At 67.7% G+C, this 13,862-nt stretch carries 13 protein-coding genes and 2 pseudogenes; 5 read left to right on the forward strand and 10 right to left on the reverse strand.

What is annotated here, in order from left to right; translation table 11 throughout:
* The first annotated feature begins 1 nt into the window (after position 1).
* Complete coding sequence (locus tag PD653B2_RS00845; RefSeq protein WP_133058924.1) at positions 2-379, forward strand: hypothetical protein; 378 nt, start codon at positions 2-4, stop codon at positions 377-379.
* 368 nt (positions 380-747) lie between these two features.
* Here PD653B2_RS00845 and PD653B2_RS25495 read toward each other — a convergent pair whose 3' ends face one another.
* From PD653B2_RS25495 to PD653B2_RS00860, 4 genes and pseudogenes are all read right to left on the reverse strand, one after another.
* On the reverse strand, positions 748-1,305 hold the full coding sequence (locus PD653B2_RS25495; protein WP_165763273.1) for a hypothetical protein: 558 nt from the start codon (positions 1,303-1,305) through the stop codon (positions 748-750).
* A 107-nt stretch (positions 1,306-1,412) separates the two neighbouring features.
* Positions 1,413-1,697, reverse strand: a pseudogene (locus PD653B2_RS25810) (creatininase family protein); the annotation flags it as partial.
* A gap of 79 nt (positions 1,698-1,776) precedes the next feature.
* Positions 1,777-2,958, reverse strand: a pseudogene (gene mftD, locus PD653B2_RS00855) (pre-mycofactocin synthase MftD).
* Positions 2,959-3,029: 71 nt separating this feature from the next.
* Entirely contained in the window at positions 3,030-3,269 is a 240-nt protein-coding gene (locus PD653B2_RS00860) for a hypothetical protein (protein WP_207559297.1), read from the reverse strand.
* Between the two features lie 177 nt (positions 3,270-3,446).
* On the opposite strand from PD653B2_RS00860, the gene PD653B2_RS24675 reads away from it, so the two are divergent.
* Positions 3,447-3,602 (forward strand): hypothetical protein, encoded by a 156-nt coding sequence (locus PD653B2_RS24675; protein ID WP_165763276.1) that lies wholly within the window; start codon positions 3,447-3,449, stop codon positions 3,600-3,602.
* Positions 3,603-3,721: 119 nt separating this feature from the next.
* Here PD653B2_RS24675 and PD653B2_RS00865 read toward each other — a convergent pair whose 3' ends face one another.
* Complete coding sequence (locus PD653B2_RS00865) at positions 3,722-4,489, reverse strand: enoyl-CoA hydratase/isomerase family protein (RefSeq protein ID WP_165763277.1); 768 nt, start codon at positions 4,487-4,489, stop codon at positions 3,722-3,724.
* A gap of 48 nt (positions 4,490-4,537) precedes the next feature.
* Positions 4,538-5,734 (reverse strand): CaiB/BaiF CoA transferase family protein, encoded by a 1,197-nt coding sequence (locus PD653B2_RS00870; RefSeq protein WP_085870439.1) that lies wholly within the window; start codon positions 5,732-5,734, stop codon positions 4,538-4,540.
* 98 nt (positions 5,735-5,832) lie between these two features.
* Here PD653B2_RS00870 and PD653B2_RS00875 point away from each other — a divergent pair, with 98 nt between their 5' ends.
* Positions 5,833-6,951: a LacI family DNA-binding transcriptional regulator gene (locus PD653B2_RS00875; protein WP_133058922.1), complete on the forward strand. Its 1,119-nt coding sequence runs from the start codon at positions 5,833-5,835 to the stop codon at positions 6,949-6,951.
* Positions 6,952-7,066: 115 nt separating this feature from the next.
* On the opposite strand, the gene PD653B2_RS00880 is transcribed toward PD653B2_RS00875, so the two are convergent.
* The 4 genes from PD653B2_RS00880 to PD653B2_RS00895 are packed head-to-tail and all read right to left on the reverse strand — an operon-like array spanning position 7,067 to position 11,368.
* Positions 7,067-7,843: an enoyl-CoA hydratase/isomerase family protein gene (locus tag PD653B2_RS00880; RefSeq protein WP_085870441.1), complete on the reverse strand. Its 777-nt coding sequence runs from the start codon at positions 7,841-7,843 to the stop codon at positions 7,067-7,069.
* Between the two features lie 11 nt (positions 7,844-7,854).
* The gene (locus tag PD653B2_RS00885; protein WP_085870442.1) at positions 7,855-8,694 is read right to left on the reverse strand and encodes a mycofactocin-coupled SDR family oxidoreductase; all 840 of its coding nucleotides are present in this window, start codon (positions 8,692-8,694) and stop codon (positions 7,855-7,857) included.
* A gap of 41 nt (positions 8,695-8,735) precedes the next feature.
* On the reverse strand, positions 8,736-9,956 hold the full coding sequence (locus PD653B2_RS00890) for a CaiB/BaiF CoA transferase family protein (RefSeq protein ID WP_085870443.1): 1,221 nt from the start codon (positions 9,954-9,956) through the stop codon (positions 8,736-8,738).
* Positions 9,957-9,973: 17 nt separating this feature from the next.
* Positions 9,974-11,368, reverse strand: coding sequence for an MmgE/PrpD family protein (locus tag PD653B2_RS00895; protein WP_085870444.1), 1,395 nt, complete (start codon positions 11,366-11,368; stop codon positions 9,974-9,976).
* 114 nt (positions 11,369-11,482) lie between these two features.
* Between PD653B2_RS00895 and PD653B2_RS00900 the strand changes: the two genes are divergently transcribed.
* A complete protein-coding gene (locus PD653B2_RS00900; protein WP_085870445.1) occupies positions 11,483-12,205 on the forward strand; it encodes a ribonuclease activity regulator RraA in 723 nt (240 codons plus the stop codon).
* Positions 12,123-13,823, forward strand: a complete 1,701-nt coding sequence (locus PD653B2_RS00905; protein WP_133058921.1) for an aldehyde dehydrogenase (NADP(+)) — start codon at positions 12,123-12,125, stop codon at positions 13,821-13,823. Before PD653B2_RS00900 ends, PD653B2_RS00905 begins: the two co-directional genes overlap by 83 nt.
* Positions 13,824-13,862 lie beyond the last annotated feature (39 nt).

Here is a 13,862-nt window from a genome sequence, read left to right on the forward strand (position 1 = left end):
GATGAGGTACGAAGCGAGCACAGTCGTGTTCATCGCCGGTCTCGGGTTGGTGGCCGCGATGACCGTGTGGTGTGTGGTGCGCGTCCACCACTGGCGCCGGATCGCCGTCGCCGCGCAGAACCGGTTGGAGGCCGCCGGCCTCACCGACACCCGCACCTTCGGCCGCTGCCAGGCCGTCGACGTGCGCGACGGCGACCTGGTGTTCGTCTGGGCCTACGTGCTCGGCCTCGGGGAGTGGAAACACGGGCTCGTCGCCCGGGTCGAGCACGACCGTCTCGACACGCTCGACGTCCAGCTGGTGCGGATCTTCTTCACCGAGGGCGCGTCGTTCTCGGTCAAGCCCTTCGCCCCCGCCTGGATCCTGCCCGCACCCAGCTGACCGACCGCCGTGGTCGGGGTGCGAAGGCGCCTGCGCCTGAGCCTCGAACCACCCCGAGAACGACAAAGGTCCCGACGTGTCGTCGGGGCCTTTGCTCACGTGCGCGAGGGGGATTTGAACCGTAGGACCACCAGGCTCGATCACGCCCGAACCACCGTCCTGAGCGTGAAACCGTCGCCCCGTTACCTCCGGTTACCTCTCGTTTCCTTGGGTCCGTGCACCCCAGGGGTGCACCAGCCATTGTTCAGTTGGACCGGCCCACCGGCCGGCCTCAGCAAACCGTAGCCGACCACCCGATCGGGCTGCCTGCCCGGTTATTTAGTCCCGATCACACAAGGGTCCGAGACGGACACCGCACGAGGTCCCTGCTACACGAAGGCGCGACTACGACCCGCGAGAAAAGCGACAACGTCCGGGGTCGGACGCATCCGGCAACGCTGGATGTGTTCCGCCACCTGATGACCGCCGCGTGCGGCGGCGGGGACGCCGCACCGCGAGGCGCCGTAGGTCGCGTCGGCGGATGGCCCCCACCAGAGTCCGGCGCCGAAGGCGAGGTCGTCGAGGCGGCGGGCGACGAGTGCGGTCGCGGGGTCGACGCCGGGGCGCTCGCGGAGGAACAGCGCGACGTCGAGGAGCACGGCGGTCGCGGCGGCCCGGCGTACGGAGCGGCTGAAGGGGAGAGCGAGGGCCGTGAGCGGCCACCAGTGGCGCAGCAGGAGTCTTGCCTCTTGCCGAACTGCCCAGCCGAGGCCGCGCACGGCAAGCCCGGCGGCGATGCGACCCTGCGCGACAGGGGGGAGGCTCTGCCGCAGGGACCGAGTTGTGGGGGTGACCGAGAAGGCGGCGAGCGGGAGTGCCCAGCGGTGACGGGCGAGGAGTGCGGCGGCGCTGAGGCCCATGCCGAGCGACAGGATTGCGGGCGCCACCTTGTCACCGTGCCGGGCGGCGAGGCCTGCGCCGCCGCTGCCGTTGATGAACTTGCGAGCAAGCCAACCTGGCGTCGTCGCTCGCGCTGCGCCCAGGTGCCCATCGAACGAGCGAGCTCGATCAGCACCTGGCGCAACGCGGTGTTGCCGATGGAGCTGGTGCCGGCGAAGTCCTGGTGCTCACCGCTGGAGCCGTAGAACAGCGCGGGCGCCATGAGCACCCGGTGGTCCGACGCGAGGAGCGCGGCGGCGGCTCCTTGTGCGACGGCGATCGCGATCACGGTGTCTGTGTCGAGGGGCAGGTGCGGTCCGTGCTGCTCGATCGAACCGACGGGCACGAGCACCGTCGGTGAAGGCGCGAGCCCGTGCGACGTGGCGCTGGCGAGCCACACGGTCAGGCCCGGCCGACGTGCCCGGCTGCGCTGCTGGCCGGTGAGCGTACGCCGAGCGCCCGGTCGAAGCCCTCGGGGATCAGCAGGTGGTCGGGGGTGAGACCCCCGACCGACGGATCGTGAGGCCGCGCAGCGCGGAGTCGATCCCGCCGTTCAGGATGTCGAGGACGTTCTCGACGTCGGCCTGGCCGTTGGCCGCCAACCCCCGCAGGTAGGCGCGGCCGATGAGCACGGCTCGGGCGCCCAGGGCGAGGGCCTTGACCACGTCGGACCCGCGACGGACACCACCGTCCATGACGACGTCGACCTGATCGCCGACCGCCTGCGCGATGGGGCGGACCATGCGGATCGCGGCCGGCCTACCGTCCCGGTTGTTGCCGCCGTGGTTGGAGACCGAGATCCCCGCGACGCCGGCGTCGACCGCTCGCAGTGCGTCGTCGACGCGGCACACGCCCTTGAGCACGAAGGGGGTGCCGGAGATCTGGTGCCAGGTCTCCCGCATCCACGCGACGTCGTCCCCAGCTGGGAGGCGGGGTGGTCATCCATTCGTAGTAGGCGCCGAAGAAGGTGGGCGCCGCACCGCCGGGATGGGCGAGGTTGGGGCGGTGAGGTCAGGGAGCCTGCCGGTCTAGCGGTACTGCTGGCCGAACTGCCACAGCCACCGCGGCTTCGTCACGACCTTCGGCGCCATCCGCACCATGGTTTTCAGGTCGACCTTCTCGGGGATCTCCGGGCTCCCCCAGTCGCGGCCCGTCGAGAAGGACCAGTCCAGCGTCGCGATCAGGCCCTTGACCCCGGCCTGGCGTGCGCGGGTTGTTCGCTGGATCATCGTGTCGCGGTCGCCGGTCCAGTACATCTGGAAGAAGGTGGTCGCGCCCGTGGCGGTGACCTCCTCGACCGACTTCGAGGCGAAGTTGGACAGGCCCATGATCGTGCCGCGGGCCGCGGCCGCGCGGGCGACCGCGACCTCGCCGTCGGGGTGTACGGCCTGGACGCCGGTCGGGCTGATGATGACCGGCGAGCTAATCGCCTGGCCAAAGACGGGGGTGGCCTGGCTGCGCTCGGCGCACGGGCCGACCACGTGGGGGGCCAGGTCGAGCTCGACGAAGGCCGCCTGGTTGTCGGCGACGCTCTGCCCGCGCTCGGAGCCGGCGACGAGCGCGCCGTAGACCGGCTCCGGCAGCCGCTTGCGGGCCCGCTCCTGCGCGACCGCGACCGACTTGAACCAGGGATTTTGCTTCCAGGGGTTCTCGAGCTTCAAACTGTCCTGCTCTCGGAGGGTTGGTGACCGGGCAGGCCGCCGCCGCGGGAGGCTGGACGGCGGCCCGGGGATCAGGGGGTGAAGCCCGCCAGCGGGCTCTCAGCGCAGGCCGAGACCGGTGCCGAGACGCTGCCGGCTCCGCTGATCGGCCGCCGGGTGAGCAGCTGCAGCATCACGGGCCGGTTGCGGGTCGGGGTGGCCTTGGAGTGGTCTTGGCTCGCGGCCGGGACGGTGCGCTCTCCGGCCAGCGCCTGCTCGCCGTGGCCCTGCACGCACTCGGGATCCGGCCCGTCCAGCGGCAGGCCGGACACATCCGGTCCTACCGCGGAGTCAGTCGCCGAGCGGATGGCCGGGTGAGCCACAGGTGGCTGTCGTTCGTCAGGTCATCTCGACTGGGGTCGTCCCGACGCCTCCGACGGCAGAGCGACTTCGCCCTGCCGTCGGGCAAGCGTCCGGTGAGCGGTACGTCGGACCACCCGAGGAACTCGGTGAGCGGCTCTCCCGCGGCCCCCGCAGTGGCTGCCGCCGACTGGCTCCTGCTGGCCCTCCCCGACCTGCAGGGTGTCGACTCCGACATAGCCCTGCTCAGCGGCGTGGTCGAGCAGGTGCTGCCGACACTGGGCTGGACCCCGTCGGCACCGTGAGCCCGCTGGTCGACGATATGGCGCGCCTGCCGGAGCAGAGACCACGGGCGAGCCCTGTCCACCAGCCCTGGCTGACAGGAGCGGCGATCCGCCGCACCACCGCGGTGGGACAGGAGTGCTCAGTGGTGACGGAACACCGGAGGCCGCTTGTCGAGGAAAGCCTGGACACCCTCGCGCGCGTCGTACGACTCGAACATGCTGGACATCGTCTGCTCGTCCTCGGCTCTCCGCGATTCGGCCGACCCGTGAACAGCGGCATCGACCGCTGCGTTGATGGCTTGGACCGCCAGAGCAGGATTCGCAGCGATGACGTTCGCGACCTCGACGGCACGCTGAAGGGCTGACCCGGGCGCCGTCAGCTCGTCGACCAACCCGATACGGTGCGCCTCAGCCGCTGCCACAGGCTCGCCCATCAGCATCAGCCACTTGGCCCGAGACGGTCCGATGAGGAGCGGCAGCGACGCAGCACACTCTCCAGGGAACACACCCAGCCGCGCCTCCGGTAGCCCGAACACCGCCTCGGTCGAGGCGACCCTCAAGTCGCACGCCACGGCGAGCTCGACACCTCCACCCAGGACATGGCCCTCGAGGGCGGCGACCACGGGCTGGGGCATCGACTCGATCGCCTGACAGCACGCATGTTCTCGCCGGGCCAGCTCGAGGCCCGCCTGTGCGTCGGGCGGGAACTCGCGGATGTCCGACCCGGCAGAAAAGGCCGAGCTTCCCCCGGCGAGAACGACGGCTCGGATCTCGCGGTTGGCCGCGATCCGGCCCGCCTGGTCGGTCAGGGCCTCACGGAGCTCGGAGGTGAGGAGGTTTAGTGGAGGGTTCCTCAGCGTCAGGATCGCTACGGAATCCGTCACCTCGAGAGTCAATTCAGCGGACACGGCTTCCTTCCTCACGCGGCGGGGGTCTGCGAGCGGGCGCTCACCGGGCTACACCACACCTGAGTCTTCGAGCGAAGCGATCTCGGCTTCGGTGTAACCGGCTTCCGCAAGTACGGATGCGGTGTGTTCGCCCAGAGTGGGCGGTAGGTAACGAACGGCGGGCTCTCCCGAGCTGTAGCGCACCGGGTGCTTCAAGAGCTTGACCTTCCCGGCTCGCGGGTGGTCGATCTCCATCAACGGATCCAAGCTCACCACAGCGGGATCGTCGAACACCTCGTCGTAGTCCTGGACCGGAGTGCACCACACCCCGTGTTCCCGAAGGAGCTTGACGACGTCGCCTGTCTTGCGGGAACGGAAGTGCGGGTCCAGCGCCGCCCTGATGTCCTCGCGTCGCTCAAAGGCAATCGCCGGGTCCTCGAACTGGGCCAGCTCCTCGGCGCCGTCGAATGCGGCCCGTACCAGCTTCACGGGGGAGACGGACACCGCTACATGTCCGTCGAGCGTCTCATAGATCCCGTACGGCGCAGCGTGGTACGCCGAACCCAGGCGCTCCTTCGGGACCTTCACCTCTCCGCCGTTGAGCGAATAGACGATCGGCTCGACTCCGAGGTCCAGGGCAGCCAGCAGCATGATCACTTCCAGGCGCTGCCCCTCACCGGTGCGCTCGCGGTGCACCAGCGCGGCCAGAACCGCCATGGCGAGAAGAACCGCACTGTGTTGGTCAACGACCGCGACGCCACTCGGTACCGGTGCCTGCCCCTCGCGACCCGTCACCGAGGCAAGCCCGGACATCGCCTGGATCAAGAGATCCTGCGCAGGCAGGTCGCGGTACGGCCCTTCTGCGCCATAGCCCGTTCCCGACGCGTAGATGATGTCAGGCTTGATTCTCTTTGCTTCTTCGTAGCCGAGGCCGAATCGCGCGAGAATTCCCGGCCGGAAGTTCTCGACGATCACGTCAGCCTCACTCATGAGGCGACGTGCCACCTCTTGCCCGGCTTCGGTCTTCAAGTCCAGCGTGATGCTGCGGCAGTTGCGGTTCGCCAGCATGAAGAAGGCACTCTCGCCTCCTGGGAACGTGTCGCCCCCTGCCCAGCTCCGCTCCCAGGCACCGCGCCGCGGAGGCTCCACCTTGATGACATCTGCACCCATGTCCGCCAGATACTGAACTCCCGCAGGCCCCAGCATGAAATGGGTGAAGCTCAGCACACGGATCCCGGACAACAACTTCAGTTCTGCACTCGCCACAAGGCCTCCAGACTCAGGAAGAGGGTCTCACCGTAGCGGGCTCGACAAACGAACGCAATCGATTGTTCACTGCCGACGCATCGGATAGGCTCGACTGCATGAACCCGCACGTTAGGGAGCCCGACGAGGGGGCAGCCGAGTCGCCCGGCGAGGCCACCACCTCGCCACTCCCGCCAGCGCCTGCGGAGCCCGCCGTCCTAACGGCGCGTCCTACGGTCAAGACGGTCGCGGCGTTGGCCGGGGTCTCGACCACGACGGTCTCGCGCGTTCTCAACTACAAGGCGGACCTGCTCTCCGACGCCACGAAGGCTCGCGTCTTCGAGGCCGCGCGCGAGCTCAATTACAAGCCCAACTCGATGGCCATCGCGCTGCGCAAGAAAGTCAGTCAAACCATTGGACTGATGATTCCTGATATCAGTAATCCGTATTTTCACCAGATCGCTCGTGGGGCAGAGGACACTGCCATGAAGCACGGCTACACGGTGATCTTCTGCAACACCGACCGGAGCGCCTCGAAGGAGCTCACCTACGTCGACCTGCTGGACGAGAAGAGGGTCGACGGAGTCATCTTGACCGGTGGCGGTGTCGACGGCGACACCCACTTGGCCGACCGCTTGCATGAGCAGGCCCGGGTCGTCGCCATCGGCCCCCACCGGCTGTCCTACCCCTCGATCGGCGCAGATGACCGAGGTGCCATCCAGGCCGCTGTCCTGCACCTCGTGGCCGGTGGCCGCCGCCGCATCGCATGCCTGGGCGGGCAACCCGGGTGGCTGATCCACCAAGAGCGGCTGGCCGGCTACCGCGCGGGCTTGGAGGAATCCGGGATCACCTATGACGAAAGCCTGGTCATGCCCAGCGACCTGAGCATCGACGGAGGCCAACAGGCAGTGGAAAGTGCGCTGCGGGCGGGACTCTCCTTCGACGCGATCATGTCGTTCAGTGACTACGCGGCTCTCGGTGCCATGCGCGCCCTCAAAGAGGCCGGCCTCACGATTCCCGACCAGGTCGCCATCATGGGGTGTGATGACAGCCCGCTGTCTCAGATGGTCGAGCCAGCACTGAGCAGCATCACTTTCCCCGTGTGGGAATTCGGCTCCCTTGCCACTCAGATGATCGTGGACATGCTCAACGGTCGCCCCGTGCCCGCTTCCCAGGTACTGCCGTATCAACTCCGCATTCGGCAGAGCACTGCAGCGCTTCGCGTCCTTCCCTCCTAGCGCGGACTCGGGGTCGTCGGACAACTGGCCCGTGCCCGCAGAACGGCGATCGCGGCACGTTTCTACTCGGTGGAGGGCCGCTCGCAGGACAACCTGGACACGACCCCGTGGCGCATCATCGACCGACGATCGTGGGGGCGCGCTTGTCCACGAAGGCCCGCAGGGACTCCGCCCGATCCTCGGTGACACTGATCGCGCCGATCGCCTCCAGGTCCAGAGCGATGGCGGCCGCCGTGGGGAGCGTCCGGCCGGCGTTGATCGCACGCTTGCCTGCCCGAACCGAGAGCGGGGCGCGCGACGCGATCACCTTCGCGAGTTCATAGGCCTTCCCCAGGGCACCTCCGGGCTCGGTCACTTCATCGACGAGGCCGATGCGCCAGGCTTCCTCGCCCGTGATGGAGGAGCCGGTCAAGACGAGCTGCTTCGCCTTCCCCGGGCTCACGAGTCTCGCCATGCGCTGCATTCCCCCGAGGCCAGGAAGACCGCCGAGATTGATCTCCGGAAGTCCGATCAAGGCGTCGCTGGCTGACACGCGCACGTCACACGCCATGGCGAGCTCGCACCCGCCGCCGAGCGCGTAGCGCTCGATCGCCGCGATCACCGGAAGCGGGTAGTCCTCCACTTGTTGCAGTACGGCGATCAGAGGACTGTTCCGAGCAATCGCTCCGCGCGGGTCGGAAGCGAGGAGCTCGTTGATGTCGAACCCGGCACAGAACCGGCCGCCGTGCCCTGACAAGATGACGACCCGAGCGTCCCCGGCCGTCAGCAGGTCGTCGAGCAGTGCACCAAGCTCGATGATCAGCGTGCTGGACAGAGCGTTCACCGGCGGTCGACGTACCTGAATCGAGGCCACATGGCCCTCTAAGTGTTCGACCTCGAGCCCGCTGTTCATGCCGTCGTCACCTAGAATCCGAGCGCAACGTCTGCTCCGGCATCCACCGGAAGCGTGACCCCGGTGATGAAGCGTCCCTCATCGGAGGCCAGAAAAAGCAGCGCATTCGATATGTCGGACTTGGAGACCCAGGGAATCGGCAACGCATTGAGATTCTGCGAGCGGGGCGCGAAATCCTCTCGCGTCGGAGCCTCGATATCAGGACAAAACAGCCTGTACATCGCACTGTTCTGGAGCATTGCCGTGTCCACCTGCGTCGGGTGGATCGTGTTGACGCGGATCATGTGCTGGGCCAGTTCGTTGGCTAGGGATCTCATCAGACCCACGACCCCGTGCTTGGCGGCGACATAGTGAGAGGCATTCGGCGACCCCTTCAGGCCGGCAACGGAGCTCGTGATCGTGATCGATCCTCCATTCCCGGCGGCCAACATGTGTGGAATCGTCGCCCTGGTCGTCTTCCACACGCCGGTGAGGTTGACGTCGATCATGTCGCGCCACGCTTCCTCTGTCAGCTCGTGCGACGGACCACTCGAGAAGATCCCCGCGTTGGCAGCGACGATGTCCAGCCGGCCGAACTCCTCGACCCCCATCTCCGCGGCACGCTCCAGCGCAGCCGAGTCGCGCACGTCGGCCTCAGCAACGACGATGCGCCCCCCGACGGCCTTGACCAACTGGGCCGTCTCGTCGAGGTCGGACGCCGACGACAACGAATACGGGACGGAGTCGATCTGGCATGCGATGTCCACAGCGATGATGCTGGCGCCCTCCTCGGCCAGTCGAACCGCGTGGTTGCGCCCCTGCCCCCGGGCAGCCCCGGTAATGAATGCGACCTTGTTCTCGAAACGACGCATGACACCTCCACTAGTTGGTAACAGTTCAGCTCCGCGGATTCTCAAGCCATGGCGGGACCGATGACGCCGAGCGTGCGCAGCTCTTCGATTTCCGCTTCTCCAATATTGAGAATCTTCCCCAGAACCTCCCCGGTGTGTTCGCCCAGCACCGGCGGAGGCAGGCGAATCTGGAGCGGTGAGCCGAAGAACTTCTGGGCGTGTCCCAATTGGGGGATCTCGCCGACCGTGCTGTGCATGACCTTCTGGACCATGTCGCGGTGCAACACCTGTGGGTCCTGGAATACCTGGTCGATCGTGTTGATGGGAGCCGCCGCTGCGCCAGTCTGGGACAACCTCGCCATCCAGACCTCTGTCGAGCGTTCCCGCATGATGGGATCCAGCACTGCGTAGAGCTCGTCCCGGTGTTGCTTGCGCAACGACATCGTGGAGAAGTGTGGGTGGGAACGGAGCTCCGGAGCGTCGAGGGCCTCACAGATCTTTGTCCACTGCGCCTCGCTGCTGCACGCGATGACAACGTGCCCGTCAGTCGTCTCGAAGCTCTTCCAGGGCACATGCCACTCGTGTTCCGAGCCCCAGCGTTCGGCGACGTGGCCCCCCATGAGCCACGCGTATGCGGTGAGACTCAGGATGGAGACGGTGCTCTCCATCAGGGACGTCTCGAGCTTCTGGCCCTTTCCGGTGCGCTCACGTTCGAGCAGTGCGGCCGTGATGGCATCTTTGGCGTAGAGGCCCGTCAGGTTGTCGATGATGGAGACCCCGACCTTCACCGGTCCTCGGCCGCGCTCCCCCGTCACGCTCATCAGTCCTCCGAGCGCCTCCGCGGTGGACGCATACCCACCTCGGTCGGCGTAGGGCCCATCTCCCCCCCATCCGGAGATGGAGCAGTAGACGAGGCGCGGGTTCAGACGCAACATGTCTGCTGCGCCGAGACCCAAGGCGTCCGCCTTTCCGGGACGGAAGTTCTCTACGAAGACGTCCGCTTGTGCGATGAGCTGACGGGCGAGGTCAGCTCCCCGGTCGGATTTCAGATCGAGTTCGATGCTCTTCTTGTTGCGGTTGACAGCGAGGAACGCGCTGTTCTCCGTGCCGACCATCGGATTGCTCTGGTGCCGGGTGTCGTCCCCAACGCCCGGCCGCTCGACCTTGATCACCTCGGCACCCTGGTCCCCGAGAAGCATCGTGCAGAAGGGACCCGACAGCGCTCGGGTGACATCCACGACCCGGATGCCGTCCAGCGGAAGAGAGGCGGTGGCTTGAGTCATCGGGGGCGGTCTCCTCTTCATCGGCGCGCGAGGCGCTGCGACGGCTCGCCGGTCTGGGACCGAGAGCTGGTGCGGAGAAGTGCAGTCAGCTCGTGCATCGAGGACAGGGTCTCCAGCTTCTGCACACAAGCGAGGACCGACTGCACCTCGGCGGCGGGCAGGGTCTGGCTGGCCATCCGGATGAACTTCTCCTCGATGTCGCCGTCGGTCACTGGCCGGGCCGCGTTTCCACGAGGGTCCTCCCTCTCGACCTCGAAGCGCCGACCGTCCTTGAGCGTCAGGTGCACGCGGGTGGGCCAGTGCTCGGGGAAGATCTTCTGCAGCTCCGCATCTGCGCGCAGCGTGATCCGCGAGGCCAGCGCCTGGACGTCGGGGTCGATGCGGCGCTCCGCGCTGGTCTGGGCGCGCCCGACCTCGCCGTCGAAGATCGCCACCGCGACGACGAACTGGAGGTTGTGAGTCGTCAGCACGTTGTTGTCGACGATCGGCGCCAACGTCTCAGGAAGCCAGACGTGAATGGACTCGACGTCCTCGGCCTCGAACTGGTGCTCCTGGACCAGCTCCAGAACGACATCGAGGGTGGCGTGGATGTTCCGGCACGCGGAGTAGAACTTGAACCCGGTCCGCTCGATCTCGTAGGACTCGCCGAGTCCCGCGGTCAGTCGCTCGAAGTCGCGGTGGGTGGAGAACGCATCGAAGGCGTTGTATTTGCCGTCGAGCGTGTCCAGGGCGCCCTGGTACCCCAACGCGGCGAGCTCGCCGGCCGTGACCGCGTTGCGGGCAGGCACCCCGCTCTGGAAGGACTTCGTGAAGTGCTCCTGCTCCATCTCCCAGGTCATGAGACCCGCGGCCTGACAGCCGGCGAGCCCGATGGCGCTGTTGACGCCCGCGGAGTCGAGTCCCAGCATGGTCGCGACGGCGCCAGCCGCGCCGAAGGTCCCGGTGATCGCCGTGGGATGGAAGCCCTTCGAGTACAAGCGGGCGTGGTCCATGGCGATGCTCAGGCGGGATCCGACCTCATAGGCCACGACGAGCGAGGTGATCCACTGCTCGCCCGTGGCTTTCACGTCCTCCGCCACCCCGAGGAGTGCGGGGACGAAGATGCTGCTGGGGTGCGTCCCCGCCTGCGGGTGGACGTCGTCTTGCTCCATGTCGGCCGCCATGGTGCCGTTCGCCAGCGCGGCCAAGGAGGGGGCGGTCACGACGTCGGTGCCGATGACGGTCGCTCGGGGTCCTGCGCCCTGGGTTCGCACGTAGTCGTTCATGATGCGTCCAGGGCCGTAGTGCACCGCCGGGAGAACTACTCCGACCAGGTCCAGGGTCACGCGCTTCGCCATCGCCCGTGCGCTCTCGGGGATATCGTCGTATCGGAGCCCTGCGGCGAAGTCGGCGAGTTCGCTCGTGTGAGACATGCAGAATCCATTCTCGTATCAGTTCGACGTGTGCGCCGCCCACAGTAGAGATCGGCTTGCCGATTGTCAACAGTCTGCAGTATGGTCGACGCACGTCACCGAAGGAGAACAGCCATGCAGACGACGCCGCTGGCAGACGAGGTCCGATCGGCCCTGGGCAGGGTCAGTACCGCGACTCTCACGACGCAACTGTTCAAGCGCGGTTTTCGCAACACCTTCTTGCACGGCTTGCAGCCGTTCAACCCCGAGCATGCCCACTTCGTCGGCACCGCCGTCACGCTCCGGTACATCCCCGCCCGCGAGGATCTCGACGTGCTGGAGTCGTTCGAGAACCCCGAGCACCCGCAACGCGCGGCCATCGAGCAGGTCGGTCCCGGGGACGTCCTCGTCATGGATTCGCGTGGAGTGGCCCGCGCCGCGACCGGAGGCGACATCCTGATCACCCGACTGCAGCAGCTGGGAGCGGCGGCGGTGGTGTCGGACGGCTCCTTCCGGGACTCGCCGCGACTGCGGACGATGTCCTTCCCGACCTTCGCTCAGGGCCCGTCGGCCACCCTGAACCTGACGATGCACCACGCCGTCGACTTCCAACGCCCCATCGCGTGCGCTGGCGTTGCGGTGTTCCCCGGTGACGTCCTCGTGGGAGATCTCGAGGGGGTGGTGTGCATCCCCCGGCACCTGGCGGAGGAGGTGGCCGTCGCCGCAGAAGCGCAGGAACGTCTGGAGGACTTCCTGCTGGACAAGGTCCGTGCGGGTGCCTCGATCATCGGCGTCTACCCCCCCAACCAGGAAACGAGGGCAGAGTATGAAGCATTCGAACGGCGCAATCGCGGATAGCGCAACCGGTGCACCGAGGATGACCACGTCCGCCCAGGGTGCGAGCGTCATCGGTGGAGTCGCCAGCGCCGGGGGGGATGGCCCCTTCCGCGCGGTTGATCCGCGTACGGCACGGCCCCGCGATCTCGTGTTCGCCGACGCCACCGAGGACGAGGTCGACCTGGCTGTCACGCTGGCCTGCGACGCCTTCGACGACCTCGCGGCGGTTCCGGACAGCAGGCGAGCGGATCTGCTGGAGCGCATCGCCGACAACATCGTGCAGCTGGGCGACGCCCTGATCGACGTGGCCGAGAGCGAGACCGGGCTACCCCGGGCCCGGCTCCTCGGTGAGCGGGCACGGACGTGTGATCAGCTAGTCCAGTTCGCTGAGGTCATCCGGGCTGGGCTCCACCTCGACGTCATCATCGACACGCCCAAGCCGGACGGGCTGCCCGCCCCGGCACCGGATCTTCGGCGGACGACCGTCCCCGTCGGTCCCGTCGCCGTGTTCAGTGCGAGCAACTTCCCGCTGGCCTTCAGCGTCGCGGGCGGCGACACCGCCTCGGCCCTCGCCGCCGGGTGCCCGGTGATCGTGAAGGCCCACGCGGCACACCCGGAGACGTCGGAGCTGACGGCCTACGCCATCGCGAACGCCGTCGACGCCCTCGGACTGCCGCGCGGCACGTTCTCCCTGCTGCAAGGGGCTCATCACGCACCGGGGCGCTGGCTGGTGCTGCACCCCGGCGTCTGCGCCGTCGGCTTCACCGGCTCCGAGGCGGGAGGAAGGGCCCTGTGTGAGCTCGCGATGGAGCGGTCGGTCCCGATCCCCGTCTTCGCCGAGATGGGCAGCCTCAACCCTGTCGTCGTGACGCCGGCAGCACTCGCCGCACGCGCGCCCGAGATCGCGCGCGGACTCGCCGCGTCGGTGTTGCTCGGCGCGGGCCAGTTCTGCACCAAGCCCGGGCTCGTCCTGCTGCCTCAGGGCGCTGACACCCAAGCGTTCGTGGACCTCGTGGTGGACCTGGTCACCTCCGACGCCTCCCCCCACTACCTCCTAAGCGAATCGATCCGGGAGCGGTTCCTCGATCACGCCCACCGTCATCTCGAGCAGCTCCCAGCCGGGCGCGTCTGGCGCGGCTCCGTGGCCGACGGGATCACCGCTCCGGGCATCGTGACACTTCTCCGCGCCCGTGATGTCTCCACGACGCCCCAGGTGCTCGACGAGCACTTCGGTCCCGCGTGCGTGCTCGCCGTGTATGACTCATCTGAGGAGCTGTCTGCGGTCCTCGACGTGCTCCCGTCGGGTCTCACGGCGACGATCCATGCGCAGCCCGACGAGTCGCCCCAGGTCGACGACCTGATCACCACCTTGAGAGGCAGGGTGGGCCGACTGATCTGGAACCAGTTCCCCACGGGCGTCACGGTGGCCGGCAGCATGCACCACGGTGGCCCGTACCCGGGTTCGAGCTCATCGGCGCACACGTCCGTCGGGTGGACTGCCCTCCGCCGCTTCCAACGCCCGGTGACGTACCAGAACTTCCCGGATGAGGCCCTTCCCGCGCCACTGAAGGACGCCAACCCTCTCGGCATCACCCGCAGGGTCGATGGCGAGCTGACCAGTCGCCCTCTGCGCCGCTGACGGACCGCCGCGATCCCGATACGCGGACGGGGCGGGCGC

It is taken from the genome of Nocardioides sp. PD653-B2, from assembly GCF_002117935.1.
In the GTDB taxonomy this organism is placed as follows: Bacteria; Actinomycetota; Actinomycetes; order Propionibacteriales; family Nocardioidaceae; genus Nocardioides.

Excerpts from the sequence above, each read along its gene's own strand:
- PD653B2_RS00845 (WP_133058924.1), top strand. The coding sequence starts at position 2 with ATGAGGTACGAAGCGAGCACAGTCGTGTTCATCGCCGGTCTCGGGTTG.
- PD653B2_RS00875 (WP_133058922.1), top strand. The coding sequence starts at position 5,833 with ATGAACCCGCACGTTAGGGAGCCCGACGAGGGGGCAGCCGAGTCGCCC.
- PD653B2_RS00880 (WP_085870441.1), bottom strand. The coding sequence starts at position 7,843 with ATGAACAGCGGGCTCGAGGTCGAACACTTAGAGGGCCATGTGGCCTCG.
- PD653B2_RS00885 (WP_085870442.1), bottom strand. The coding sequence starts at position 8,694 with ATGCGTCGTTTCGAGAACAAGGTCGCATTCATTACCGGGGCTGCCCGG.
- PD653B2_RS00890 (WP_085870443.1), bottom strand. The coding sequence starts at position 9,956 with ATGACTCAAGCCACCGCCTCTCTTCCGCTGGACGGCATCCGGGTCGTG.
- PD653B2_RS00895 (WP_085870444.1), bottom strand. The coding sequence starts at position 11,368 with ATGTCTCACACGAGCGAACTCGCCGACTTCGCCGCAGGGCTCCGATAC.
- PD653B2_RS00900 (WP_085870445.1), top strand. The coding sequence starts at position 11,483 with ATGCAGACGACGCCGCTGGCAGACGAGGTCCGATCGGCCCTGGGCAGG.